Genomic DNA, 26141 nt, shown 5'->3' on the forward strand with positions numbered 1-26141 from the left:
CGACTATGCCGCCCTCATGCCATGGAGCATGCCTGCCACTCCCAACCTCTGATGGGCGTCGTTAAAAGACCGCATACAAATCTCCTGCAGCGCAGCTTCGCCGCCTCGATCGTACAGTTCCTTAAATCGGTAGAAGCTGTCGCGCGAGTAACCCATCACGCGACAGGCCTGGCTGACGTTGCCGAGTTGCCGGGCCAACTCGAGTATGCCGACCTTGGCACGAATTACCTTCTGCTCCTGAGTCATGGCGGACTCCTTGCTGTTCGCGGCGCGCATTGCCGCTACGGGCTACGCCCTTCGCGCCAATGCGCGCCAGCATGAAAAACCAACCACTGTCAGATTTAGTCTAGTCCACCGCAGCTTACGCTTGCGTCACTGCCCCTTGCAGACCGGCGGCCAGGTTTGCGCGCAGGCTGTTGGACCTGTCTGCGTTCGGCGAGATCCACGATCACTTTCTCGACATCGGCTTGCGTGAACTCACGCTGCTTCTTTTTGTTCGGCTGAGTGGTGTTGCGATTCGTCTTGGTCGAGTCGCCTCGATGCGTTCGAGACGGTGCCTTACCGATTCGGCTGTTATCGCGCTGCGCCTGAAGCGCTTGCGCGATCTGCAGCACGTGACTCAGACGCTTGTGTTCGACGATGGCGCCTTGATCGATTTCGGCCAGCCGGTCGTACTGCCTGCACGGCAACACGCGACCCTCTGTTCGGAGTTCGATCCGCCCATCCGGGTACTCCCACACCTCGATCTGCCGGTCGATCAACTTTCGATTCTCCGGCGTGTCCTCCAGCAAGTACATTACCCGGTCGTACTGCACCGTGAGCGACCTCGTCACTTTTCGCGGCTCGCGCCACGTCAGCACCAAGTCAAGATTCTCATCGGCGCGCAACGGTCGGTGCGCATTGAAATCGCTCTTCGGCGGCTTCGCAAAACGTGCGTTGTAAGCGGCCATGAAGGAGGGCGCATACGCATTGGCGTCAGCCACCGTGTTGATCCCGCGCAATCGCATCTCCTTGACCAAGCGATCCTGCAACGTCAGATGTGCTCGCTCGACTCGCCCCTTGGCCGGACTGCTGTTCGCGCAAAACGTGTCGATGTTCAGCTCGTACATCGCGCGGCCGAAGTGCGTCACCCGATTACCAGTCTTACCTGGCGTTACGTTGCGGAACACGCTGTACTTGTCGCTATAGAACGCCCCCGGCTTGCCGTGGCAGTCGATGTACGCGCGCGTCGCCTCGAAGTAGCTGAAGGTCGATTCGGTCTGCGTGAAGTGCAGCATCATCAACCGGCTCGTCGCGTCGTCGACGTACACCAGCAGCGTGCAGGCCGGCGCCCGATCCTCGAACCATCGATGGTCACTGCCATCGATCTGGATCAGTTCCCCCAGGCACGCGCGTCGCGCCCGCGGTTGATAAACCTTCGGTGGCCGCTACCGGCGCGGCACCCACAGGCCAGCGTCGGACATCAGCTTCCGGACCGTCTCCTTGGCCAGCCGAATGCCGTGACATTCCCAGAGCTTCTCGCAGGCCAGCGTCGGGCCAAAATCGGCGTAGCGATCACGGATGATCGACTGCACCCGGTCAGCCGTCGTGCTGTCCAATCGATTGTTGCTGGGCTTCGCGCGTCGTTGAGACACGAGACCTTGCGGCCCGTGCTCACGCAATCGGCCGACCAGTCGCCGAATCTGCCGCGTTGTCAGCCCGAGTCGCTCGGCCGCGCGCCACGGCTGAAGCTTGCCGTCCGCGACGTCCTGAATGACCTTGAATCTGTCCAGCTCGCGCATCGTCATCGTGATCCGTTCCGTTCCAGCCATCAAAGCCTCCGGCGCTGGATTCCCAGCGGCCGATCAGCTTACGATGGGTCGAAAAGCGGACATTTGAACTTGGCTAGAAGCGGACATTACAACTTAGCCATTACATGCCGATCTCGGCATAATCGAAATTATGTCCGGTCCACGATTATGTTGAGTGATCGTGGCGAGCCCCCGCTGTCAGGGCGACTCGCCCCTTTCAACTACACATAATCAAAGCGCTTGCAGAAACTTCAGCAGCGCGTCCGTCGGCTGGTAACGAGTGCCTCGGATATTGAGCGGCGTGATTGCGGCCAGGGCACGCTCCTTCATGGCCAGATCAGCTTCAATGTAGCCGTGGGTCGTCACCGGACTCTCGTGCCCGAGCCAAAGCGCAATGACCGTGAGGTCAACCCCGGACTGCAACAAGTGCATCGCTGTCGTATGGCGCAGCGTATGTGGTGAGATCGTCCGTCCGCGCAGCGAAGCACATTGGGCCGTTGCAGTGCTCACAGCCCGTGCGATTCGTTCGGCTACGTTCGATCGGGTCATCGGCTTTCCCCAGCGGTTAGGCAGCAGAGGTTGAGTCTCTTGCAAGCCGGCGAATTCGATCCAGCGGCGAATCTCGACGGCAGTTTCCTTCCACAGTGGTACGGTTCGCTGCTTCCGCCCCTTGCCGTGCAGGCGTACCGATGGTGTGATGTCGAGTTCCAGGTCGTCAACGTGTATGCCGATCAGCTCAGAAACACGAGCGCCGGTGTTGTAGAGCATCTTGAGAAGCACCCGATCCCGGCGGCCGTACCATGTCGTTGAGTCGGGTGCATCGACGAGCGCCTGAGCTTCGTTTCTGGACAGGAACCCGAGCAATGGCTTGTCGAAGCGTTTCATCGGAATCGCGAGAATCTGCTGGGCGAGTAACAGCGCCGGAGGGCATTGGTGGGTGGCGACGTATCGCGCGAAGGCCCGTATTGCCGCGAGCCTCGCATTTCGGGTCCGTACGGTGTTGTGCCGTGCAACTTCGACATGCGCGAGGAAGCCGAGAATCAGCTCCGCATCGAAGTCGCCCAGCGTCAGTTTGGCCGGTGGCTTTCCGAGTTTGCGCTCGGCATAGGCCAGCACCAGCCGGAAGGCATCCCGGTAAGCAGCTACCGTTCTCGGACTGGCGGCCTGCTGTTGAAGCATGCGTTCGGCAAAGAAGCGCTGAAGCAATGCCGCGAACTCAGTTGGTTCGGCGAGCAGCGGGTTCATGTCGATGCTCCTTCGGTATAGCGGTGGAAACGCTCGCCAGCGACGGCCATCAGTTCCGGGATGCCTGTGAAGTACCAGTACGTATCGACTACCTTCGCGTGGCCCACATAAATCGATAAGGCCGATAGACACCGCGCGATGTCCTCTTCCTGTTGATGGAAGCGCAACGCGCTGCGTACGATAAAGGTATGGCGCAGATCGTGTAGCCGGTGATGCATGTAATCTCCACGAGGCTGCCAGCCAAGCTGTCTGCAAAGCGAATGCAGCACATACAGCACCCTCCGCCGATCAACAGGTCGACCGTCGTCGCGCACGAAGAAGTGATCGGAGCCGGGACGCAAGACGAGGCGGTCACGTAATTCCGCGTATGCCTGCAAATGTGGCGGGACGGTCGCATGCAAGGGAACGAAACGACGCTGATGACACTTGGCGTCGCGGATATCAAGTACTCCAACCTCGAGATCCACATCGGCTCGGGTCAGTGCCAGCGCTTCGGAGATACGCAGTCCGGTTGCCGCCAGTAACCCGAACAGCGTGCGGTAAGTGGCCGGACGTAAGCTTCCGGGCGGCCCAAGGCGGTCAGTCTCTACCAGGAGGGTTCGCAGTTCTACGTCGGTATAGATATGTGGCACAAGCCTCGGTGTCCGGGGCCGAAGAGATTCCGCGGGGGTATGATCGTTTCCGCGTCCGTGCGCAAGCAGAATCTGGCAAAGCTGCGCAGCACCTCTATGCGCCGTGCCCAACTGATCCGGTTTGGACGCTTCGACGCCCGCGCCCATTCAGCTGCGAGTTCCAGAGTGAACGTCTCCGCGCCGCATTGATCGGCGAAGCGGGCAAACGATTCAAGCTGTCGGCCATCGATTATTAGCTCGAAGCCAAAGCTGCGGCGATAGGCAAGATATGCGGCCACGCGAGCCGTCCAGGTTACAGTGGCGCTCATGATGTGCTCCCCGGCCACGGCAGTGCGACGCTGCGCAAGCCTTCCAAATCGACACGCGCATACACCCTGGCTGTGTTCAAGCTCCGATGTCGCAGCAGGTCCGAGATCTCTTTGAGCGACACGCCGGCCTTCTGCAGCCGCGTCGCTGTCGAACGCCGAAGCACATGCGTACTGCAGAACTGATCCGCCAGGCCGCAGCGTGCTGCAAACGCACGATTCATTGCATTGCGGATGGCCGCTACGCTGAGGGGGACACCAAAGGGCGCACGGTGGCGCACGAATATGGCGCGACTATCGGTTCGGGGACGACCTTCCCGAAGATAACGAGTGAGGGCTTCGCCGGTCTGTACCGGCAGGGGCAGATGTTGCGTGCGCTGGCTCTTGGTGCGATGAAGCGTCACAATCCCGTTTCGCCAATCTACGCAGTCCAGCGTCAAGTGAGCGGCTTCATCTCCCCGCAGGCCGAGGTCGAGTATGCAGCGGGCGATGGCGTAGTCTCGTAGACCAACTGGATAGCTTACGTCGAACGCTTGCAGGAAGTGTCCGAGCTGAACGTCCGAGAGCACCTTCGGAGGACTCCGACGCGGCCAGTTTGCAATAGCTGGTAGTGTCGCTGCGAGTATCCGGGTATCGTCACCTGCATCGCACGAAAGCGTAAATAGCTGCGCAGGCTCGTGCAAATGACACCGCGCGAACTGGGTTTCCAGTGGGCTGCAAGGTCGTGCAGGAATGAGTCGATATCTCCAGTAGTCAGCCGTTCAATACTGGGAACGTTGCCCTCGAAGCGACTGGTAAAGAATGCCTCCAGGTGTCGCACACGGTAGGTGCACGTCGACGATGTCAAGCCACAGGTGTTCTGCAAATGATCGTGGAAACGCTGGAGCTCGACGGCCATCGGGCTCATCGTTTTAGTGGTCGTCGCGCCCGCATTGGGCAACAGCGCAAGCAGATGATGGAGCGCCGCCCGCGTCTCCGATACGACAGACCGGCACGGTGCCGGACAGCTGCAGGTGGGGAAGTGAAGTCGAATGAAGCGTTCGATAAGCGCGTGGTCAATGCTCGTGACAGCCAACCGCTCAGACATCATCCAGTAGCTGAAATGTGCGAGGCAGCGAAGATAGGCCCCGATAGTACCCCTTGCATAGCGTCGGTTCTGCAGGGCCTCAATGTATGAAGTGATGAAGTTGCTCAGTGGGCCGTTCAACAGCCAATCTCGGCGAGCAAGGTGCGCCAAGCATGCGTCGGTGGACATGGTGATCTCCCGCGTCAGGTTTGCGGAATACCATGAAACCACCGATTATTATGCTCAGTTCTGGCCGACCATGATCGGGTTGTTGGTGCGTTGGCGATGCCGCGAGACAACACTCCCTCGCTCAGGCCTCGGCATAATCGTGGACCGGACATAACGCCTTCCGAGAGCCAACACGCGTTTCAGTGCCAGCAGACCACCGGTCTCGCACCGCCTCAAAAAAATGGTTGAATCCGATAAAGATTTTCCGACACTCTGCTTCAATCGATTCCGAACAACGGGCCGATATAAATCGGCGGGCGGTTACATATTCCGACTCTGACGGAGCGCCGCTTTTTCGCTGGAACGCCTGACGCGCTACAGTGGGCACGAACGCACAGATGCCGCCCAGCATCATCTTGACCGACATTTCGCCAACCACTAGGGGACGTCGGCTATCAGACGATGTGCACACCCTGGATAGCCGAACCATGATGCCCCACGCCGGCGCCGCGAGGTCCAGCGGCACGCCCGTCACGCAACCACGACCGCGGGTCTCTAGTGGTGCACCTTTGACTCTCACATCGACGTCATCTGGCCCTGCTTGATCCCGCCCTCAACCACGGCGAGGCTCCGACACAAAGGCTCCGCCGTTGCACCTCATCGTCTTCATATAGCTTTCGGTCAGCCTCGGTCAAATTGGCGGTACGAATTTCCCCGCAAATTGAGATAGCCTCGTATTTCACATCCATTCATTTCGGCTCATTCAAAATTTCCTTCGCTCGATTGTAATACACTAAACGCTTGCGCTCGACTGAGTTCGAGTATGATCGACCATCTCGCTCTACCCGATAACGCTCGCCGCGACTCGCGACGCTTTCTCGCTGCCGGTTCACAGGCGTCGTTTCCAATGTACCGAGTGTGGAGAGTGAATGCGCATGCTTATGGAGATTAGCGGGTAATACGACGCCCAATTTCTTGTCCTTCTGTAGAATATGGCGTGCACCGGACTTATCATAGAAGTACACAAGATTTTTGCCATCCATTTTCATGCGCTCAACCAAGCCAGCGGAGACCTCCGGTTGCTTGGCACTTGCTAGCGCAGTGCTTAATGCAAAAATCGCGCAATCGCCCGGAGATTTCTGTATGGCCAACTCTACAAAGCCGATGCGGGGTGGCGCATCATTTTTATTGCGGCCGGCGACCCGCATGGCATCAAGCAAGCTCTTGAGACCATGGTTCGAACCTGTGCTCTCTTCGCCCTGCAGAAAGGCTGACTCATAGACGACGAGAAAGCGCGAGCCATCCTCTTCGACCCGCAGGTCAATAGCTGCAAAATGTGACTCATTGCTTTCTGATCCCCGCGCCATCTTAACCACCGCCTGGCCTTGCCACGGTCCTTTCTTTTCCATGACAAACGATGCCAATTCATCAGTATTGCGCATGACATGCAATTCCATACCAGGCCGACGCTTTCGCTCCGCATCGACCATCGCCGACATCAATGCATCGTCCGCAATGTTGGTCACGCCACCCGGTTGACGGTTGAATTTCAGATCCTCATTCGCGTGATCGATCGCCAAATCGACGAGGCTGCGCGAAAGAAATTTCTTGATTATTCCCATACCGGGAGTTTGATGCGACGACCCCGCCACCTCCGACGCCCTTCCAATTTCGACGATTTGATTTTTCAAACTCGCCGCGGCGTTGAACTTTGTAGATGTACGCGTGGACGCCACCTTGATCGGCCAACCCTGACACCTCGCGTTACCGATCGATCGGATTTTCTCTCCAAGCTTATCAAGTGTTTTCTGAGAAATGCATTTTTGATTCAGCTTAATTGAGACCGCTTGACTCAAAGAATGCTTTGACGAAATTCGATTAAACAACCCCATACCCAACAACCTCACAATGCCTCACCAATGTCAATGATCGGCCACGCAAAACATAGATCAAACCATCCCCAAGCGCAGCCACTCAATGACTCAGCTTACCAATTTCAATCGGCAAGTCGACCGCACCAAGATGGGAAAGTACCGCCTCCGCATCCTTCGCAGCCTCTATCTATTTGATCGCAATATCGAGCACCGATCTCCTGATAAAAGCTCTTGCTCCAAGAAATTTCCAATTTTCCCAAACCACCAACGAGCAACGGGGCACGGCGACACATGGAGCAAGTTGGTGCCACCATTGAACGCACCGCCCTCAATTTACAGAATCTGATTCAACAGAAATATGAAATCATGCCGCAACATCGGTTAACTTTCACAACTCTGATGCAAATCACTTTGCGTCGCAATCAGCATTTTCATAAATCCCACACAGAATTTACTGATTTCGTGATGCCATCATCCGGCCCGTCGGTCACGCCGCCCCTCCCGGATCAAATGTTCAAAACAAACTTGGCAAATTCATCGAAGTTGAGTCGACACAGTCAATCATGCACCACTCATAAGAATGAATTGAATAAATTATTCTTCATATTGGCATCACGGATGATTTACATCGCAAACATTATCCTAGGACTCAGCCGAAGTGCCCGAGAAAGCTCGGCGCCGCCGGCCAATTTACGTGAATTTCAACTGAGGTTAACGGAAATGAAATATCTGCTTATCGCAGTGACTGCTGTATGCGCAATGCTGACCGAGCCTGTCTTTGCCCAATCAACACCGAAACCCACGCTGTCCGCGCCGGCGCAAACCGCGCGGGATAACTCGTATGCGGATACGGTGGGCCAGTGGGTTCCGCCATATGGCGAGCCTGTTGCCCAGAAAACGCGCGCACAGGTTTACCGGGAACTGGTACAGGCAGAAAACGACGGCCAGCTCGCATACTTGAATTCCACAATCTACGCACACTGATGGACTCTGTGCGCCATCGTCACCGACCGCTTCCCTCAACAAGATGGCGCACTACTTTTTCTCGGACCGGCACCCAATGCCAAGCCGATTATTGCGGCCACAACGCACAAGACGTTCCACTCTCTGTTAAGCCGCCAGGAACGTAAGCCGGTAGCCGTACCGGCTGATCGTCTCGATGCGCGCATTCGGCATGTGCACTGCAAGCTTGCGCCGTAGGCGAGAAACCAAAATGGTTACAGTCGACCGATCGACATCGTCCTTATCCTGCCAGCAGTAACGAATCAAGCGCTCACGCGATACTGGTAAATCGACCTCACGCATCAGACATTCCAACATCAACGTTTCCCGTTGTGTCACGACAAGTCTCAATCCCGTTGGCATCGACTTTGGTTCGTGCGTCCTCTTGTCGTTCGGCTTTCCGTCGGAACTCCAACACACCAGATTCCCGAGCGCCGTCCGATGGTAGGCTCGCAAACACTCATTGATCTCAAGAAACGAGTAAGGATGATCGAAGCACGCATCGGCTCCCATGCGCAGCGCACTCACACGATCCTGTGTCGTCGCAGCGCCTAGAACAGTAATGAGCACGGCCCCGCCACGACTCGATGAGAGCCGACGCAACATATCGAATAGCCCCGCATAGTCCGCCCGCTCAGCACACATGACGATGATTGCGTCAAACGCTTCTTGCTCCGCGACAAACACACCATCGCGCCAATCAGTGACATGCTGCACACTATGCCTGCACTCACGCAGCGCCTTGTGGAGCCATACTGCCCCTGGATGCTGCCCGGCCATAAACAGAATACGCAAACCTCACTCCGAATCCCGATGCGGCGTCGCAGACGCTCACGCCAACGTTCGCGACCAACAATCAATCGACACACGTGTACCCGGATCCGCGTCACCGATATGCAGCGCGAAATCATGAACGTTTACGACCGCTGCTACGATGCTCAAACCCAACCCACCTCCGGTCAAGTGACGCGTCCGCTCACTACGATAGCCAGGCGCCAGTACCGCCTCACGCTCCTTCGGAGCAATTCCTATGCCGTTATCGACCACGTCAACCTGCGGGCCGAACGCGGTCTGCCGCAATTCGAGGCAGACCGCGCCTCCTGCGTGTGTGTACTTGAATGCATTGTCGAGCAAATTACTAATCGCCTCAAAAAGCAAAGCACGGTCTCCGTGAATCCGCGCAGACCGTTCGACCAGCACATCGAAGCGGATCAAACAACTCTCCGCCAACGGCTCAAACAATTGCCCCAGCTCCGCCACGAGCGCCCCAAGATCCAGCACATCAAAGCCACCACGTCGCTGAAACGCACCGATTTCGGCGATACGCAGCATCGCACGAAATCGCCCCAGCAGATCGCCCGTCTCGCGGCGCGCCCGATCGACCAGTTCTCGCAGTACGGCATCGTCATACAAGACCGCACGATCAACAGCACGCGTCAGCAACGATTGCACGTGAAACAGGGGTGTACGCAGATCGTGCGCAATGCCATCGCACACGCCCTTTACCTCGCGCATCAACCGCTCGACTTCCGTCAGCATGTGATTGACGAGATGCGCCAACATGTCGAGTTCGTCTCGACCGCCAATCGGCAAACGTTGCCCCAGATCACCCTGCGCAATGCGGGACGTCACCTGGCGGATAACCTTCAGGCGCTGCATTTGACGGAGGCTAAGCACCAGCCCGCCCGCGATCCCCGCGATGAGACTGAGAAAGCCCCCTGCCAACAATGTGTCGATGATCATTTCACGAATGCGCAATATGTGCGTCAGATCGCGGGCTAAGACGAGCCTGTCGCCATTCGGGCGCCGAACGGCAATTGCGCGCACGACCGGCGCCATCTCGCCAGCCGTAAGCGTCAGCGAACGATCCAGCGTGAGACCCGATCGATCGAGTTTCAGGTGATCCGGAAATGCTAGAATGTCGCCCGCAATATGCTGGCCGTCTGGCGCAAATAACCCGTAGTAGTTCGCATGCATACGCTCCCGCTCGAGCCGATTACGAATGACAGCGGCAAGTGTGCTGTCGGGCAATGAATCGAAATAGACTACCTCCCAATGCATCACGACATCGGTTTCGTTTTCCATGACGTGTGTGATCATGCTGGCCACGAAGCCAAGCAGCACCATGACGGACATTGCAAAAACGACCGCATAAACCGCGACGAAGCGAAACGCCGACGAACACCAGCGCTGCGCCAATGGGTGAGTGCGCCATATCGAAAATTCTCTCATTCGCCCTCCGCTCACTCGAGCAAATACCCCGCCCCACGAACCGTCTTAATCATCGGTTTTTTCCCGGGTGAATCGACCTTCTTGCGCAAACGCCCCATGTGCACATCGATTAAATTCGTTCCGGGATCGAAATGGTATCCCCATACCGCCTCGAACAACATGGTGCGAGTAATCGTCTGTCCGGCGTGCCGCATCAGGTATTCGAGAATCCGATATTCAGTCGGCAAGAGTGGGATTTCCTCGCCGTCTCGGCTTAACTTACGGGAAATTAGATCAAGCGTGAGTGGTCCGACCATCAATGTCGTCTGCACCTGGCGGGGTACCGCACTGCTACGTCGCACCAGCGCCTCGAAACGCAAAGCCATCTCTTCGAGATCGAACGGCTTTGTAAGATAGTCGTCGCCGCCCGCGCGCAAGCCGCGGATACGCTCGTCGACATCGCTCAACGCACTGAGCATCAGCACTGGTGTGCGAATTCCGATACCACGCATCGTCGTCAGGATGGATAAGCCGTCAACACCCGGCAACATTCGGTCGAGCGTGATCACATCGTGTTCGCCACTGACTGCGCGGGCCACGCCATCACGCCCATTGTCGATCCACTCGACCACGTAGCCGCGGCCAGTGAGTTCAGCGACAATCTCGTTTGCGGTGATTTCGTCATCTTCGATCGTCAATACACGAACCATAGCATTCCCCTCCCCCGCAACCCTGATAACAAGGTTGCTCAGCATCCATAATTCGGATACCAAACCATTACTTAAAAATAATCGGAACGTCGTTCCAAACCGGCATCGCGCTCTTGTGCGAAAACATCGCAGACCTAGCTACTGCCGGCATAGCTACTGCCGGCAGGGTACATGTAAGCCATCCCGCACCGACCATCGTTAACATGAAAAATATTTCAGGGGACCATTCCTTGCGCCCCTCAGGCCGTCATCCTGACCTTCCTTCTTGGCAATAGCTCCGCGTCCCGCGCCCTCAGGCGTACCCTCCCGCCCGTCATCCCCGTGGAACGGTACGACGCCGCCCGGTCACCATCCTCACTCCACTAAAACTTGCTTCATCAAAATGCCACCGCTTTGACGATCAAAGAGCCTTAACTTGAATGACCACCCTAGGTTCTTGCCTCCCCTGTCTAACCATATCTTCATTAAGGAATTTCAAATGAGACGCCTGTCACAATGGCTCGTTTGTTCAGTTTTGGCTTCCGCTTGCACCGGGGCCTTTGCCGCTTCAGCACTCACGCCCCAGCAGTGCAGAGCCTATCCATTCGTTCGTCCCAAGGGACCGCTTACACACAAAATGCTCATGGATGAATTGTCCGAACTCGAGTCGGTCGGTTACGAGCCGTCGGCCGGAGACGAGGGAAACTATCCGGACGACATCGACACTGCGCAGGCCAAGCTAATGCAGAAATACCGGCATGATTGTCTTGGCGCGTCCCAAACCACGACGGCAAACCAACCGTAACCCAACCACGGTGCCCGCGTGAGACATGCCGCGCTGAACGACCTTCACAAGCAGTCGATTGTCCTGCATGCACCGCTATGCAGGACACATTCGACAGTCCGCTGACGGGCAGGAACCGTCCGGGAACCGGGGTCGCGAAACGGGTGTATGACACATAATGGTATCGCACCCATCTCCGGGTTCAGGGCCGCGTCAACCGCTCAAAATACGAATATTCCTATCCACCCCCAGCCCCCCCTCCGATTGGCACGGACCTGCACGCTTGAGTTCATGCAGGAGCGCGTGCTCTGCACGATAGAAACCATCGCCTTAGTTTGAGCGTACTTTTTCGACAGACGAGCACATATTTCGTGATCCCGGGGACAAAGCGAAGCGAGTGTAAATGGCATTCGCCGCGATGAACCAATCGTCCACGTGCAGCAGTTCGTCCTACCTTTAGGACACTGTACAAGGCCATCAGGCGGTGCGTGGCGTTTGCATAGGTTGGCGAAGCGTATTGAACACAAACGTGCTCGTTCTGCGGCACCAATCCGTTCAGTAGTCGGAAATGTATGGCCGGACTTGGAATAAGGCAGTAGATGTGCAGCGATTGCGGGACGGTACACGACCGCGACACAAACGCCGCCCGGAATATTGCCCGCCAGGGACTTCAAGCGCTTGCCGAAGGATTCCCTAGGGTTTAGCCCGAAGAGGAAATCAAACTCCGCCACGATCAGCCAGACATCTCTTTCTTATCCGCTGGATCGCTCTGCACAGAAAACGCAAAGCAACATTTTGTTTTCCCGCTGACAAACAGCCGTGCCTACCTATCTAACCGCTACCGCCACCACCGAAGCCTCGTAGGACGCGTTACCCGGGGCGCAAACCGCTCGACGATCGCGCAATACCGACCGGTAGCATTCCGCCCGCGGTGATCCTCACTCGCGCCAACCGTAACGACGCCCCCTCTCATCGAGGCCATTCCACCCATTCAGGGACGGCCGCTGTCGAAGCCTATCGTCACACTAGCCAATCGCGGCCACGACCACGCAAATATCGCAGGCCACTTCAAGCCGCCAGCATTTCCACGCATTACACTCGTCGTTGTGAGCCGAGCGGCATCAAACACACCTTTGCATGTGTCGCCCCGCTTCAGCCCCCGCTGCGCATCCAGCTCGAACGCCTCACTGCCACCCATGATGGCGCCCATGGAATCGACGCCTGCATCATCTGCTCGTGGTGGCCTCGAGACTCATTGTGTTAGTGCTTCCTAGCGAACAACATTCCTGAAGCGTTTGCGGTCTGACCAATCAACCGCTCACGCATCAATGCGCTCAAGGCGAACACGCATACCGCCTAACACCCTCTCCGAAACGCACGCGAGAACGCACTGACCCCACACCCGACGTCACAATAACCAAGACTGGCATCTACGTGATGCTCACGCGAACACGGAAGGAAAGCTGCTGCTCAAGTACAAGAACCCGGAAACGAGTGCGCCGCTCACCAAGAGCGGCGCATACCAAGGTTCCCACAACCACCAACTCGCGCCAAGTATCGAACAGCAAACCCGACAACGAGCAAGACGAATGTTAGGCGATCAGCCAAGTTGACAAAAGCGGATTCGGATGAATAGTGATACGAAATATCCGATTCCAGTGAAGTCGTCAAAAGTATGCTGCAGGACCGCCCCGCCTCGCAACGACCAAGAAGATGGCTTCTTGACACCGGGCAATGCCGCGCAAATCCCCGGCCTTGTCCACGTGGCCACAAACAGAGCAGCGCCCCAACGCACCGGGCACGCTATACACTCCTGGCTAAACAATGTTTCACCTATATCCCCCCAGAGATTACCCAATCACAATCAATTACAATATACTATTTTCAGGATTCGGCCAGTCTGGCCCCGCTTGTATGGAGACGTGACTCATGATGGTTTTCCCCTTCCTTCTTTTTTTCGCTGGAATCGTTTCCTTGATGGCCGGCCAACGGCGCCTGTCGATCATCTTTTGGGCAATCGCCATGATCGCAACGGGCGTACTTTTCCACCTTCATGCCACCGATCCCCTGCACCTTGCTTTTTAGACGCCTCACCGAATCGACCAAGCCACAGATCAGCCAAGAAAATGGCAAGCCGTGGCCGCCATGACGCGGCGCCCCATGCCAGCCGCCCCAGCCACACGTGCCAATAGGGCGGACCATCACACTGACCGCACTCCGGGTTCGCTCCTTCGATGCCGGCACGGGCGCCGCTCAATGAGCCTGCCGCCCTGCCCCCCCATGGGCTACGAACGTCCTCGACGCTCGCAGCGCCCGTCGCGCGCCGATCTACACTCAATTCGGCCCCGATACCTGTTCACACATGACATGCGATCTGGCAAACGAAGCTGAATTTCGGAATTGTCCCAGCATATATCAGCCATATCTCATGGACGGAACTTCAGCGCAGATCAATACTAGAAATGTGCACATGGCTGTTCGGTGTCATGCCTCGACTTGGCGCATGATTCGTTGCCGCGCGCTTCAACAAGTCACGTTTCGTAGCAGGCCGGTTCCAGCGTGCACGTGAGCATCGGCACGAATTTGTCACTGAATGGAGATACACCTTTGACCCCGGCACATTTGCTCACCTGTCGCGTTAGCATCCCGATTGACGGCGTCACGTGCAGTTCCGACGGCCGCTATCGCATTACGCTGGATGGGCAATCCCGTGTGGTGGCATACCATGTCGACACAAATCACTGGTTTCTGCTTGAGTCGTCAAATCAGGCGCCATACGGTCGGGTCATGACGGTGCCGGTGCGACGAACATCTTCCGGCGCTTGGGAACGAGGCAGAGGTACTGCCCCGCCCCTTGCAGGTGCGCATCATGAAATATGCTTGCCGTCACTCATTGAGGCGCCACAACATACCCGCCCGGTACCGAGGATTTTGCATTTCATTTGGATTGGCGACGCCCCGCTCCCGGACGCACTCGCGAGCCGCATCACCCAAAACGCCGAACGATGTCCTGGATTTCAATGTCGGCTGTATCTGGATACCCATGATCGCACGGCACGTGAGCGCATGATTGGGCAATTTCAAACGACGCCGCGCATGACGCTAGTCGACCTGCAACACGACCTACGCTTCCAGGCCTTCCGGCGGTCGCCGCTTGGCCAGTTCTATCGGCATTTCGCCAGCTCGACGGGAAACAACTACAGCGCCGCTTCGGATATTCTGCGAGCGTACCTTCTCCATCGCGACGGTGGACTATATCTGGACGTGGACGATGTTGTCTCCTACCCTGTACCCGCCCTTCGTGACTTGCTGGCCGGGCCACGCGATGTCTTGCTCAATCGCATGGTGACGGCAGAAGAGTATGGCTTCAGCGGTTACCCGAGTTCAAACTTTGCTTGTCACCCGGGCAACCCAGTGCTCGCCGCATGGCTTGACGAAATGACCCATCGCCTGATGGGCGCATCCCGGTTCCTGCAGCAGCCGCGGCCATGGAAAACAAAATCCCAAGCCGACCACGGCGCCCTGCTCGAATACATTTCGACGATCTTCCGGCTGGTCGGTCCGGGTGCATTCAACGATGCCCTTCGCGCCAGCCGCCCCGACTATTACTACATCGAGCGGGATCTGGTCAGCGCATATCGCATCGCGACCGTATCGCCTGCGGAACCACGCTTCGTGTTTGACCGCTACTTCGATGCCATGCATGTGGCCAAGGCCTTTTATTTACCTTTTGCCGAACCGGAATTCGATGTCGCGATCGGAAGTGCTCATAGCTGGAATCCAACCGTGGCGACAAGAGGGGAACACAATGCCCCCCTTCATCAATCAACCTTAAGCGGCGTTACCTGAACACCATTCGCCGCAAGGCGCGACTCCGGATCCTGGCGACATGGTTTCAGCCATGGTCGTGCCAGGTAGATCTGGTGGACAGCATGAGCATATTCACTACCCAAGGATGGCGTGCGTGAATGATAGGCCCCGACCGCACGCCATGTTGGCCCATATTGGTTGACTGCATCACGAAGCAACGCCGCCCCGACGTCCGCATTGACGGCTGGATCCTGAAGCTGCTTCAAATCAATCCCCTCGCGACGTAAGGTCGGAAAGTGGATCGAATTAATCTGCATGATCCCAACATCGACCGTTCCATTTGCATCGTGATTCAATGCATCCGGGTTAAGGTGAGATTCGTAATACGCAATCGCCCTTAGTACATCCGGATTCACGTGATACCGTTGTGCTGCATCCGTGATGCAGTCCGCATGCGCCTGGCCAGCCATGCACAATCCGATCACCAATGATACCCCTACCACACGCCATTTGATGCAACGCTTGTATCGATTTACAGCCACGCCCCACCTCTATTGGTAAAATATTGCACAAACCAATTTGACGAACCCATCATTAGAAAGTTCATCATTTGCGTGATGATCGAATAGCGACGCGAGCACCACCCCCTCTCACGTATCGCGCCGTCGAAGAACATGCATTTCCTCAATTTTGATATCAGAATGTCTTGGATGTCGGGCCGGAAAACACTGAATCATTGCCACCACGCATCCGTACCGCGATTCTCCCGCATTCCCCATTGAACAGGCGCCACAACGATCGAACCAACCGCCTCATCGCTGCCACGCGGTTCGCAAATTACACATCGCCCTGTCCTCGACAATGAATTGACCAGGCGCACCGCCCACATGAGGTGAAGACTCGCTCATGGGTTAAATATGCATGGATAATTCATCTTTTTTGTTTTACAATCCATTTCATGGAGATCACTTATAATGCAACCCTAAACAAACGAAATATTGCCGCGCATGGCATTCCTCTCGTCCATGCAAGACTTCTCGAATGGGAAACGCTCCGATGCAAACGTGATGAGCGACACGGTACCGAGGAAGTACACTATATCGGCTACGCTTACATTGGCCCACGACTCTTCTGCGTTGCTTTCATCGAATCAGCACGCCATCGATATGTGGTGAGCCTGCGAAAGGCATATTGCCGAGAGACGCTTCACTATGGCGATGTTAAACCGATAACCATCACACCGACACCAGAGGAGGAAATCGCAATCCGCCATGGAATTTCCGTGGATCCAGACACCTACGAACTGTGTGAAACCGAGTTCGAACTATTGCAATCGCGAGGATTTTGGATCGGGAATCGTGCAGCAGAGCCACAAGAGGCAACTCCCAATGCACAAATCGATCCGGACCTACTTGATCGATTTAAAGCCAGTGGCCCCGACTGGCAAACACGGATCAATGCCGTCTTGGCCGAATGGTTGAACGCACACTCCCCACAAAAATCTGCAAATGACATTGCCATTTAATATATAACTTATATTTTCATGTTCATCCATGCCGACACTAAAGAAATCACGAGATGCGCACGCCCGGCACCACGAGTGCTCATCGCCTTCGCCGGCACGAACCAGCCCCCCATCCCGATCATGGACGACCCGAGATCGGGCATGCCATATGCGATGAGGTCAATGGGCCCAAATGCTTGGTCTGCTAGTTGCTGCTCCGGTCATTTCACATCCGTATCGCTTAGAAGACCCGTGTCAGGATGCGACTGTGGCACATGAAGCTGACGACGCGTCCACACGTAGTCGAAGTTCTTATGACGGCCCTTATACAGATATCCCGGTAATAAACCGATCGGCTTTTGACCGCTCACCTTGACTCGAACCCCCGTCCCATCTGCCAATTCCGCAATGCCCGCCGCCAGTTTCGAGTTCGTATTGACGTGTGCCCGGCCAACTAATGCCACCCATTTTCCGCCGCCGATGGCGGCTTGGTGTTGTCGAATGGTGGCCGCGCCAAAATAATTCATTTTCCGCAGCCGGGGAAGGCGGTCCACCTCCTCTGCGGTCAGGAAATCGGGCGGTGTCGCTATTAACGGGTCATAATAAGCAGCGATACTGTCGATCGCCCTAACCGCGACGCTCTGCGTCCGAGCCTCGCCGAGCAGAGTTTTATAATTGTAGGCCACCGATTCAGGTCTGCCGGTCGTGCGTTCATCCACCCAAGCCTGCAACGTATGGGACAAGGGTGCAGCAGGCGACGCCAAGTAGGCGTCGATATCGGACTGGTGAAGGTCAGCCAGGAAACCCTCGACATAGAGGGTCCGCACGCCCTGCCGTTTGAGCTCGGCCATATTTTCAATCAGCAGTTGCCGACTTGCCGGCTGGTCGTGTAGCTCCCCCAGTACGATGCCTTCCTTTCGGGCGAACAGCGCCGCAAAGGATTGCGCATCCGACAGATCCGCCGGAAGAACAGGGGCTTGCGCGCGTGGAGTCCGGGGTAGGCGTGACAAGTAATCCTTGGCTGCATTGTCCAGACGATCAGAAAGCAAACGGATCTGGTCACGCCCTCCCCGTTCCGCGTCGTTAAGTTCCTTGTCCTCGATATGCTCAAGCGCACGTCTCGCACTCGGCGGAAAATCGGAGACCTGAAAATTTTCCAATTCGACAGTCGTCAGATCACTCGGATCCGACGGCAGTAATTCAAACGTCAGTTTGCCGTGGCGTCCCCCGAGGCCTACCTCACCGATCACCGCCAATCGCTCGGCGAGCGTTTCCGCGCGAAACACTCCGTCCTCCAGACGCAAGACGAGCCAACGCTCCCTCGCGCCAAGCACAAACCGGTTTGATGTGCCGCGCCACTTCCTGATTTCCGCGAAGCGTCCGCCAATTTTGAGATACCGTGTGCCATCATCCCTTTGGCGGATTCCCATTCGATCAGGAGGCCCCAATTCCTCGCTTGTCACGCCGGGCGAAAACATATCAGGTGTGACCCGACCTACCACCTCCGACGAAACATGTGTCGATGTTTCTTGCTCGGGAATCCAGTGCTTCCCGTCCCATTCGATCACACTGGCTTCGCTCAATGCCTTGAGATGTGTACTCACTCTGGCCTGGAAATACTCGCCGTCTGGGCTGAAACCGGCGTTTTCCACGTCGCCGAGACCGCCCGTCACAGCCATGAGCGCCAGGTTGACCGCATCCGAGAGTGCCGCGCGCAACCCTGATCGGCGCTCGTCATCGGTATCCGCCTCGATCGCCTTGTCGATATGCAGCCCAAGACTGACGAACGGCGTTACCGGATTGGGCATCACAAAATTCACCGCGTCGATGTAATCGGTCCACACGTCCTGCGACACTTCGGTATCAGATTTGACTGCAAGATCCAGATCCGAATAGCTGCGGGCCCTCTGCCGTTCGGCCAGTTGCCGAAACAGACTCGCGCTCGCCAACGCATAGCCAGCCCGCCCCACCCTGCGCTGACCGACATGGCCATCGGATTTGGCAAACTGCGCAAGCCAATGGTCGACGCCAGCCTTGAACATGCCGTCCTGCCGGTCGGACAACGAAAAGTGACGCGCTAATTGACGCCGCTTGCCGACATCCCGACAGCTTTCGACAAACCATTGCCGCATGTCGTTCTCCTGCGCAAAAGCGACGAATCGCGCATCCGGGCGGTCGCGTCGTGGCAAATAGAGCACAATGCGTCCGGTACTTCGATCCTGAAAGGTCAGCATGTCGGTGGCAAGATATCCATTCACCTCGACAAGTGCGACCTCGATGCGACGCGGGGAATCGAGATAGCGTACCCCGCCTAGCACACACTCGACGTCCGGCGCTGTCAGATGGGGCGCTACATGCTTTAGATCGCGCGCCAGCGCGACGCCGTTGTTGATTTCCTGAAGATTCTGATGTTGCCATCCCGCATCGAGCTTGGCTTTCGCCACCTCATAGAAATCGATATCCCACACCAGTTTCATCAGCGTCGATGGCTTGACGCGCACTTCATTAGCGTGATCGAAACGGTGTCGCCCCGTCGAATTCCCCTCATATACGCCTGCCAAGGCATCAAGACTCCAGGGATTTTCCTGGTCATGTGCAGGAAAGTTCGTCAGGAGACATGCCGTCAACGTGCGTTCGTCCAACGGCTTGACGCCATGTCCCCACCCGGTCACCGCCGCCCCGTCCTGATACCCGAGCTCGAAGCGCATCAAATAGGCGTCGTCGGGGTCGACTTCGATGCCTAACTTCTCTCGAATGGCGCGCTGCATTGTCGTACGCGCGAGCGCCCAGATATCCGGAAAAGCGTCGTTCAGACGCCGGTAAAATGCATCAACGGCCGAGAAATTACCGCTCGATAGCGGCTGCGACTGAATGCGGTCCCAGCTCGTCCAGTCGGGATCCGTCATCTGTGTGGGGTCCTCGGTGCCCACTTCCGCGATCCGTTGCTCGTCCACGACCGGCAATACGACCTCGGACATTTCCGTGCTGTTTCTCGCACCCTCCGCGTCCGTCACAGTTGCGCTCATCCTCAACGCTTGGTCGATGTCCGATCCACGAGAAGCATGGCGATCAAAACGCCAGCGCCAACCATCCCAATGAACACGGTAACGCGGACCATCCGATGCGTGACGGTCAAACACTTCACATCGAAGCGTGCCGTCGGCGCTTTGCTTGACTTCAGCCGACACCAACGCGCCTCCCATTTCGATCACGTCGTACCGCTCCGGATTGGCGCCCAACTGCGCCTCCCCCACCGCGTAAAGTCTGGCACCTCCGGGCAGCAAGTTCTTCGATTCGATGTAACTGCTACCCCGCTCAAAAGGAACGGCTAGTTGTCGCAACATGCTGACTTCCGCCTGATTGAAAACGGGAACACCATTGCGCTTCCAGGTGTGCCAGGTCTTCGACAATGGCTCGACGTAGAGTTCATTTCCTGGCCGCACACGTCGTTCCACAGGATCGAATTCCAAGGTGGATGCAACGCATCCTGCCTGCGCTCCGCCGTCTTGATGACTCACGGTCCCATGCGGGCAATGCAGTTCCACTACACAGGGCTGGTTTTCGATCCAGACATAGGGGCGCCCGTCAATGCGGCAATCAACCTCGAACTCATCAGGCAAAAATGCCGCCGCCGCGTGCCCCACTGCCACACGTCCCTTGCTGGTACGCGGATTCAACTCAACCCATTTCGGCCCTGCAGGCGTATCGGCAACATACTGATTACCGTTCACGTGCGACAGTCTGGCCCAATCTTCCGGAAAGCCCATTTCCAGTAGCAGCGAATAGCTGATTCCAGTATTGGCGTCGCGCAAGACAAAGGTACCGCCCAGCGGGGTTGGGGCCAGCCGGGACTGACCAGTTGAGCGGGACTCTGCAACGTCAGCGACAGGCAAGCCCGGCGATGAAGCGACAACGTTCAGGAACCGACCCGCTTCCGGCCGCCATTGACTACATGGGTTGTCACCATAGGGGTAAGCCAGCCGCCCCTCATAATGTTGCACAAGCAGTCTCGCGGTCGCCGGAGGCAACCCGAAGATCGCGATATCGAGCGCCGCTCGGGCAGTTGGATCGTCGGGGTTGTGCCGAATCGCGGAGAGTGGCGCATGCGATACGATCACCATCCCTTTTTGTCGCCCCTGCGGGGTCCAAATCTCGTCAAAAATCGCGCATCTGGATGGATCGGATACCCCCTCAGCACGCAGCGTATCCCGCTTAATTCCACTGCCTCGGAACGGTTGCAGCGTGAGCGCCAACTCGTCGGCCTGGAACTCCGACAAAATGCCGGCGCGCTCCCATTGCCCGATCAACTGACGCAGCGCACGTTTGCTATCATCGAGACCGTTGGCTGCTTGATCCCCACCCTCGAACGACGTAACACGGGCGGACCGCCGGGGAACTGCTTGCGCCATCGGAAAGCGTAGGGGGTCCTGCGCGGAGGCCCACCATCCGGCGGCCCTGTCATACCACGCGATATCGCGTGGCAAAGCGGCATCGCCAAGTCTTGCTCCGGCAGCTGACGGCGATGATCGATGAGCTGCCATTCTTGAAGGAAGATCGCCGGCCGCGCAATCCAGGCGACGACGGGTTTCCGACCGAACCGATCCAGTATTCCCTGGCGCTTCTCCCGCTCGCAACAACAGGCCGGGGGTGACATTCGAACCGCCCCTCACCTCGCTTCCTTGACGCAATTGCCGAGTGTTCGGATACTTCGAGCGACCAGTCAAATGCGCCTCATGGCGATTGAACCGCGCATCGTACCAACCTGCCGCCTTATCTCGATAATTCGCATCGAGCGAATCGATCTGTACTGCCGTGGATCGGTTCCGGCACCGCTCCATGGTCGATGCCAATCCAACCGCCGGACTGTCAACGACCACGATATTCGTCACCCAGGTCAACGCACCGAGCAAGGCACTCGCCTGCGCCTGCGCCATCGGATTACCGGGTACGCGGGCCAGTGCGTCAATGCGCCGCTGGTTGGCACGATTGCCGATATAACATTGGGACCGGCTGTAGTGACAACCGGTATTTTTTCGGTATTGAACAAGAGATAACGGCACCGGACTTTCCTCCCGCGGCTGCGCCAGAAACGACAACACTATTGACCGCGATGCCCAATCTCGCTATCCGTTTCCACTCCTGTTCTCGCGCCCCTCACCTCTGCGAACGTTGGCCCCTCTCACGCTGCATACGAGCGCCGTCGCCCGGAAAGACCTGGCGTCCGCAAAGAGTCGGAAAATTTCCTCTCGACCTGTCCGCAGGATGGGGAAAATGCGAGATCATCGCGACGTGAAGCGGCGGCTGGTTTCCGCCACCACTGTATTGCCGACCATTGAATGGAGCTCAAATACTCATCACCCGCTGATTAGCCGCGTCCGGTCGTATGCTCACACGATACGAGCGGTGAGCAAGGCTGCCACATCGCCAACGGTGTTCAGCCGAAAAACGTCGTCGGTCTCCAGCACGATCCCGTAGCGATCCTCGAGCGCCATCGCCATGTCCAGCAATTCCAGCGAATCCATTGCCAGATCCTCAATCAGCCGCTGAGAATCACAAAATTCTTCTGGATCTCTACACAAAATTTCCCCAAATAGAACCTTGACGTCTCCCGCCGTCTTAGACACTACACTTTGTTCATTCACGTCGTCCCGTCCTTCATAAATTTTCCACAATGAGGCAGCCTCCCCAGACGGAGTATGGCTCGCCTTCCCGTGCCGCTTTACATTAACTGCTGCTCTTGACGCCAGTTGCGCCAGAATTCGTGCCGTAACGAATCCCGCCTGCACTCGTCACCACCTGAGAATCCCGCTTTGGCCGCGATGTCTCCTGTTCAGCACGCACGCCTTCATTACGCTCAGTATCGGGCTCGCTGCTTGCTTCAGCGCTTGGGGACTCGTTCGTCCGCTTGCCCTCATTCAACAGGTCTAGGAGGCGATCAGACGGCCGCTTAACAGTTTCAGCCCCTTTCTGAATTCCCTTAAGTTGGTCAATGACGCCAACCATCAACTGCTGCATCGCCCCATCCATTCTCGTACCGTCCGTCTTTTGCGCGAATCGATCGATTCGTGGAGTCCGCCCCTTGAGACTGGGTGACTTCCACAACGGTGGCTCCGGAGCGGGGGGTGGGGCGGGGGGGGAGAAACTCGTCGATTCCGTCGATTCATTTTCTTCCTGAATCGGTATGGCAGCACTCACATCGCTTTCAGTTTGCTCGCCAAGCAATTCAGCCCTGACATGCTCAGACTCGCTACGCTGTTCGTCCCCAAGCTTCAATGGCACCCGCTTGAGTGGACGTGCCAGTTCGCGACCTATTTCTTGCTCCCTCGAATCAATCATCCGCATCACTGGCGCAAGCGCTTCCTTGACTGCGTCGCCGAGCGATACTTTGATTTTTGGAGCGAAATTAATTCGGGGAGATCCAAAATTCTTGCATTGATTGAACAGTTGCCCCCCCATCCTCGCCCCATATGGCGAAGCTGGATCCTGACCATCTGGCGACATTCTCGGGTCATCAGGCCCCAGCGATTTCCCTCTCTCGCTTTGAGAGGGCCGCTGATCATTTCCATCGTTATTCGAACTCGAAAACAAAGGTCGAATAAATTTTTCCAAATCCCCGCACGCATCCAGCACAGTGTTAATCTGACCTATCGAAACGTCATGATATTTTGAATATCTCGCACTATCCAGCCAAGACGCCATCTGAGTCATATGATGCGTATACCACGCATCCGCCATCTCAATTATTTTTGAGGTCAGCTCCCTGTTTTTCAAATATGGCTCCTTACTCAAAATATGCTCGACGATGTGATCGTCGATTCCGGCATGATAGGATTCCATAATTTCTGAGCGATCTTTCATGAACCATTCGTGCACCGCCTTGTTTGCGGCCGCGAATGCATTGCTCGTCTCGCCATGCTGAAACCCCATCTTCAGAGGATGTTTTTCGAGTGATGCTTGAGCGGACTTCAGAAATTTCCCGAGCGCCTGAGTGACCTCTTTGGGAATTTCTACCGTTCCCTGCCGGGACGCCGCGTATACCACGACGGCCAACGAGGTCAGTTGATTGCGCTCGATCTGCTGAATATTCCCATTCAAGAGCTTCACCAACTCACCGCCCGTTTGGCCATCAACATGGGCCAACGCCTGCTCGCGATAGAAATCATTCCAACTCCTCGCGCCAGGGTATGCGCCATCGGACACCCTAGCCTCCGAAGGCATCGTTTTCGACGTGTTACTGCTCACGCCATTCAACTGGTCGCTAATCTTCTTCGGATGCGCATCGCTGCCCCCCCCAGATATCTTCGACATCAACAGTCGAGGGGAATCCGGCACATTGCCGACACCCGTGATGGGCGAACCAAAGGATCCATCTCGCCCGAAAGAACCGGACATCGGTTTAGATACGTGACTCCCATGGATTGCCGTCATCACCCATTCCTATCACAAATCAAACACAAAATGCCACGCACTAGTTCGTGCGTGGCTCGTGCAATTAACACGCCACAGTCGAATTCAAATCTGCAAATATTGCTTATCCGTGTCGATCATCGATTGAACCGTGCTACTTACGACCTTTACAAGGTTATCGAAATTAGAGTTCACATGCGAATATTTTTCCGCAATTGTCTGACCCGCATTCTCCAACTGGCTCTCCAACCCCTGAAAGCCAGCCCACCATGCCTGATAAGCCGCAGGATTCATGTCGACAGTGCCCCCATTATTCATATCACTTAATGGCTTCCACATTTGGTGCACAATCGAGTCATCGTCCGTATTCAGCGAGACGTTTCCGTTTCCGTCTACTGAAATTACAGACGGAATAAGCGACCCCAACTCCTCTTTAAATTGATCCACATTATCTACATGCAGAATTGTGCCACCCATGCTACTCATAATATTCCAAAGATCATTTTGAGCATCCTCAACATCAAACGAAATGCTCTTTCCATCCGATGATGAGTGTATATAGCTTGCAATGTGTGCCATGTAGTTACTTATCTTTTGAACAAGCTTCATGACCGCCTCGACCACGAGCTCCAACTTATTCAACTCGTCCTGCCCCGCCTCCATGGTGTGATTCAGACCATCGATGATGTCCTGAAACGGATTGTCATCACCCACATTCGACTGGCCAGTCGCCGCTTGACTTACTTTGGCATGCGAATCCAAGTTGCCGTACTTGGCGTCGAGCACCTGAATATCCGCTGCTACACGACCAATCTGCTTGTCGCGCTGCCTACGGCACGCACGCATCGCCAGCGCCAGTCCCTTGAACCGGCTTTCAAGATCATTGCCGCCTTTCCTGGCCCCGTTGCCTTTCAACAGATCGAACAACGCATCCAATTGCCACTGGAGCGAATCCTTGGCGACTCCACCTTCCTGCGTCGTCCGCGCTGCTTCCAGCACACCTTGCGACGCTACGTCCACCCCATCATTCGGGCGACGCAGCATCGTGGCCGCCATGCCACCTTGTCCAGCTACTACCGTAGTCATATTCATCTCCAACAGTCAAATCAAACCGGAAACGCGCCCTGTCACTCAGTCGGCAAAGCACGAACCCAATCCAATCAGAAATTCCTGCCGATTGCGGCCGCGAATCCAGCGCGGCTCCAAACCCCGACCAGTCCAGGTGGCCCCGCTGTCCGGATCGCGATATTTCGGCGCGATCTTGCGGGGTTTCAACTGGCGCTGCAGCTCCTGCAGCTTGTCCCGACCATAGATTTCCACAACCTGCAACCCGTACTGCTCGACTTTCGCGCGCACATCACTGAGCACCACATCCCGCTCCTGTGATTGCACGCGCTCCACTTCTCGCGCCAACGCTTCGGCCTGCGCCTTGAGCTGTTCGTAATCCTTCATCGTCCTAACATTCCTTGATTCATGTGGGCCGCACCGGCGCTCTTGTGGACCACCCGGCGCGGAACGCCGACAAATTTATTTTCCGACGCACCCGAGACGATGACTTTCAACTACTGCTCATTGCGGAAACACCTCGCGTCGGCTGCCGCCCCCGACCGAAGTCAAAGGCGGCAGCCTCCCGCTTTACACGATCTTGCTTGCC

The 26141-nt window shown here is 56.5% G+C and carries 20 protein-coding genes and 3 pseudogenes; 7 read left to right on the forward strand and 16 right to left on the reverse strand.

What is annotated here, in order from left to right:
- Nucleotides 1-69: 69 nt before the first annotated feature.
- The 7 genes and pseudogenes from WS46_RS34070 to WS46_RS17300 all read right to left on the reverse strand — a co-directional run.
- Nucleotides 70-246 (reverse strand): annotated as a pseudogene (locus WS46_RS34070) (helix-turn-helix domain-containing protein); the annotation flags it as partial.
- A 95-nt stretch (nucleotides 247-341) separates the two neighbouring features.
- Nucleotides 342-1811, reverse strand: a pseudogene (locus WS46_RS17280) (ISNCY family transposase).
- A 210-nt stretch (nucleotides 1812-2021) separates the two neighbouring features.
- Nucleotides 2022-3035, reverse strand: a complete 1014-nt coding sequence (locus WS46_RS17285; RefSeq protein ID WP_059530986.1) for a site-specific integrase — start codon at nucleotides 3033-3035, stop codon at nucleotides 2022-2024.
- Complete coding sequence (locus WS46_RS17290; RefSeq protein WP_218921269.1) at nucleotides 3032-3667, reverse strand: tyrosine-type recombinase/integrase; 636 nt, start codon at nucleotides 3665-3667, stop codon at nucleotides 3032-3034. Before WS46_RS17290 ends, WS46_RS17285 begins: the two co-directional genes overlap by 4 nt.
- Before the next feature lie 304 nt (nucleotides 3668-3971).
- On the reverse strand, nucleotides 3972-4541 hold the full coding sequence (locus WS46_RS36895) for a tyrosine-type recombinase/integrase (protein ID WP_218921270.1): 570 nt from the start codon (nucleotides 4539-4541) through the stop codon (nucleotides 3972-3974).
- Nucleotides 4493-5227 carry a site-specific integrase gene (locus WS46_RS36230; protein WP_208456503.1) on the reverse strand — a complete coding sequence of 245 codons (735 nt, stop codon included), beginning with the start codon at nucleotides 5225-5227 and terminating at the stop codon, nucleotides 4493-4495. The genes WS46_RS36895 and WS46_RS36230 overlap by 49 nt, the downstream gene beginning before the upstream one ends.
- 728 nt (nucleotides 5228-5955) lie before the next feature.
- A complete protein-coding gene (locus WS46_RS17300) occupies nucleotides 5956-7098 on the reverse strand; it encodes a YopJ family acetyltransferase (protein WP_082722041.1) in 1143 nt (380 codons plus the stop codon).
- A gap of 273 nt (nucleotides 7099-7371) precedes the next feature.
- On the opposite strand from WS46_RS17300, the gene WS46_RS36770 reads away from it, so the two are divergent.
- Nucleotides 7372-8064: a DUF4148 domain-containing protein gene (locus WS46_RS36770; protein ID WP_306453758.1), complete on the forward strand. Its 693-nt coding sequence runs from the start codon at nucleotides 7372-7374 to the stop codon at nucleotides 8062-8064.
- A gap of 126 nt (nucleotides 8065-8190) precedes the next feature.
- Here WS46_RS36770 and WS46_RS17305 read toward each other — a convergent pair whose 3' ends face one another.
- Genes WS46_RS17305 through WS46_RS17315 form a run of 3 tightly spaced genes read right to left on the reverse strand, consistent with a single transcriptional unit; the run spans nucleotide 8191 to nucleotide 11003 of the window.
- On the reverse strand, nucleotides 8191-8877 hold the full coding sequence (locus tag WS46_RS17305) for a response regulator transcription factor (protein WP_059530992.1): 687 nt from the start codon (nucleotides 8875-8877) through the stop codon (nucleotides 8191-8193).
- Between the two features lie 36 nt (nucleotides 8878-8913).
- Nucleotides 8914-10314: a HAMP domain-containing sensor histidine kinase gene (locus tag WS46_RS17310; protein ID WP_059530995.1), complete on the reverse strand. Its 1401-nt coding sequence runs from the start codon at nucleotides 10312-10314 to the stop codon at nucleotides 8914-8916.
- Nucleotides 10315-10325: 11 nt separating this feature from the next.
- Nucleotides 10326-11003, reverse strand: coding sequence for a response regulator transcription factor (locus tag WS46_RS17315; RefSeq protein WP_059531035.1), 678 nt, complete (start codon nucleotides 11001-11003; stop codon nucleotides 10326-10328).
- 478 nt (nucleotides 11004-11481) lie between these two features.
- Here WS46_RS17315 and WS46_RS36900 point away from each other — a divergent pair, with 478 nt between their 5' ends.
- From WS46_RS36900 to WS46_RS17325, 5 genes and pseudogenes are all read left to right on the forward strand, one after another.
- The gene (locus WS46_RS36900) at nucleotides 11482-11787 is read left to right on the forward strand and encodes a DUF4148 domain-containing protein (RefSeq protein ID WP_059530998.1); all 306 of its coding nucleotides are present in this window, start codon (nucleotides 11482-11484) and stop codon (nucleotides 11785-11787) included.
- Nucleotides 11788-12365: 578 nt separating this feature from the next.
- Nucleotides 12366-12470 (forward strand): zinc ribbon domain-containing protein, encoded by a 105-nt coding sequence (locus WS46_RS36905; RefSeq protein WP_156437299.1) that lies wholly within the window; start codon nucleotides 12366-12368, stop codon nucleotides 12468-12470.
- A 131-nt stretch (nucleotides 12471-12601) separates the two neighbouring features.
- Nucleotides 12602-13030 (forward strand): annotated as a pseudogene (locus WS46_RS36910) (hypothetical protein); the annotation flags it as partial.
- Nucleotides 13031-13695: 665 nt separating this feature from the next.
- A complete protein-coding gene (locus WS46_RS35405) occupies nucleotides 13696-13851 on the forward strand; it encodes a DUF5993 family protein (protein WP_156437300.1) in 156 nt (51 codons plus the stop codon).
- Nucleotides 13852-14646: 795 nt separating this feature from the next.
- Nucleotides 14647-15615: a glycosyltransferase family 32 protein gene (locus WS46_RS17325; RefSeq protein ID WP_175981867.1), complete on the forward strand. Its 969-nt coding sequence runs from the start codon at nucleotides 14647-14649 to the stop codon at nucleotides 15613-15615.
- Here the strand turns inward: WS46_RS17325 and WS46_RS34080 are convergent.
- Complete coding sequence (locus WS46_RS34080) at nucleotides 15588-16046, reverse strand: lytic transglycosylase domain-containing protein (protein WP_082722044.1); 459 nt, start codon at nucleotides 16044-16046, stop codon at nucleotides 15588-15590. The genes WS46_RS17325 and WS46_RS34080 overlap by 28 nt on opposite strands.
- A gap of 488 nt (nucleotides 16047-16534) precedes the next feature.
- Between WS46_RS34080 and WS46_RS34085 the strand changes: the two genes are divergently transcribed.
- Nucleotides 16535-17101, forward strand: a complete 567-nt coding sequence (locus WS46_RS34085) for a BrnA antitoxin family protein (RefSeq protein ID WP_082722045.1) — start codon at nucleotides 16535-16537, stop codon at nucleotides 17099-17101.
- 200 nt (nucleotides 17102-17301) lie between these two features.
- On the opposite strand, the gene WS46_RS35410 is transcribed toward WS46_RS34085, so the two are convergent.
- The 5 genes from WS46_RS35410 to WS46_RS17345 form a co-directional block, all read right to left on the reverse strand.
- Nucleotides 17302-22140, reverse strand: a complete 4839-nt coding sequence (locus WS46_RS35410; RefSeq protein ID WP_156437302.1) for a membrane-targeted effector domain-containing toxin — start codon at nucleotides 22138-22140, stop codon at nucleotides 17302-17304.
- Nucleotides 22141-22467: 327 nt separating this feature from the next.
- Nucleotides 22468-22866 carry an acyl carrier protein gene (locus tag WS46_RS36785; RefSeq protein ID WP_082722046.1) on the reverse strand — a complete coding sequence of 133 codons (399 nt, stop codon included), beginning with the start codon at nucleotides 22864-22866 and terminating at the stop codon, nucleotides 22468-22470.
- Nucleotides 22805-24508 (reverse strand): hypothetical protein, encoded by a 1704-nt coding sequence (locus tag WS46_RS35415; RefSeq protein ID WP_156437303.1) that lies wholly within the window; start codon nucleotides 24506-24508, stop codon nucleotides 22805-22807. Before WS46_RS35415 ends, WS46_RS36785 begins: the two co-directional genes overlap by 62 nt.
- An 84-nt stretch (nucleotides 24509-24592) precedes the next feature.
- A complete protein-coding gene (locus tag WS46_RS17340) occupies nucleotides 24593-25573 on the reverse strand; it encodes an IpaD/SipD/SspD family type III secretion system needle tip protein (protein WP_179949165.1) in 981 nt (326 codons plus the stop codon).
- Nucleotides 25574-25618: 45 nt separating this feature from the next.
- Nucleotides 25619-25939: an H-NS family nucleoid-associated regulatory protein gene (locus tag WS46_RS17345; RefSeq protein ID WP_059531015.1), complete on the reverse strand. Its 321-nt coding sequence runs from the start codon at nucleotides 25937-25939 to the stop codon at nucleotides 25619-25621.
- Between the last annotated feature and the right edge of the window lie 202 nt (nucleotides 25940-26141).

The sequence above is a fragment of the Burkholderia sp. RF4-BP95 genome (assembly GCF_001521985.1).
GTDB classification, from domain to species: domain Bacteria; phylum Pseudomonadota; class Gammaproteobacteria; order Burkholderiales; family Burkholderiaceae; genus Burkholderia; species Burkholderia diffusa.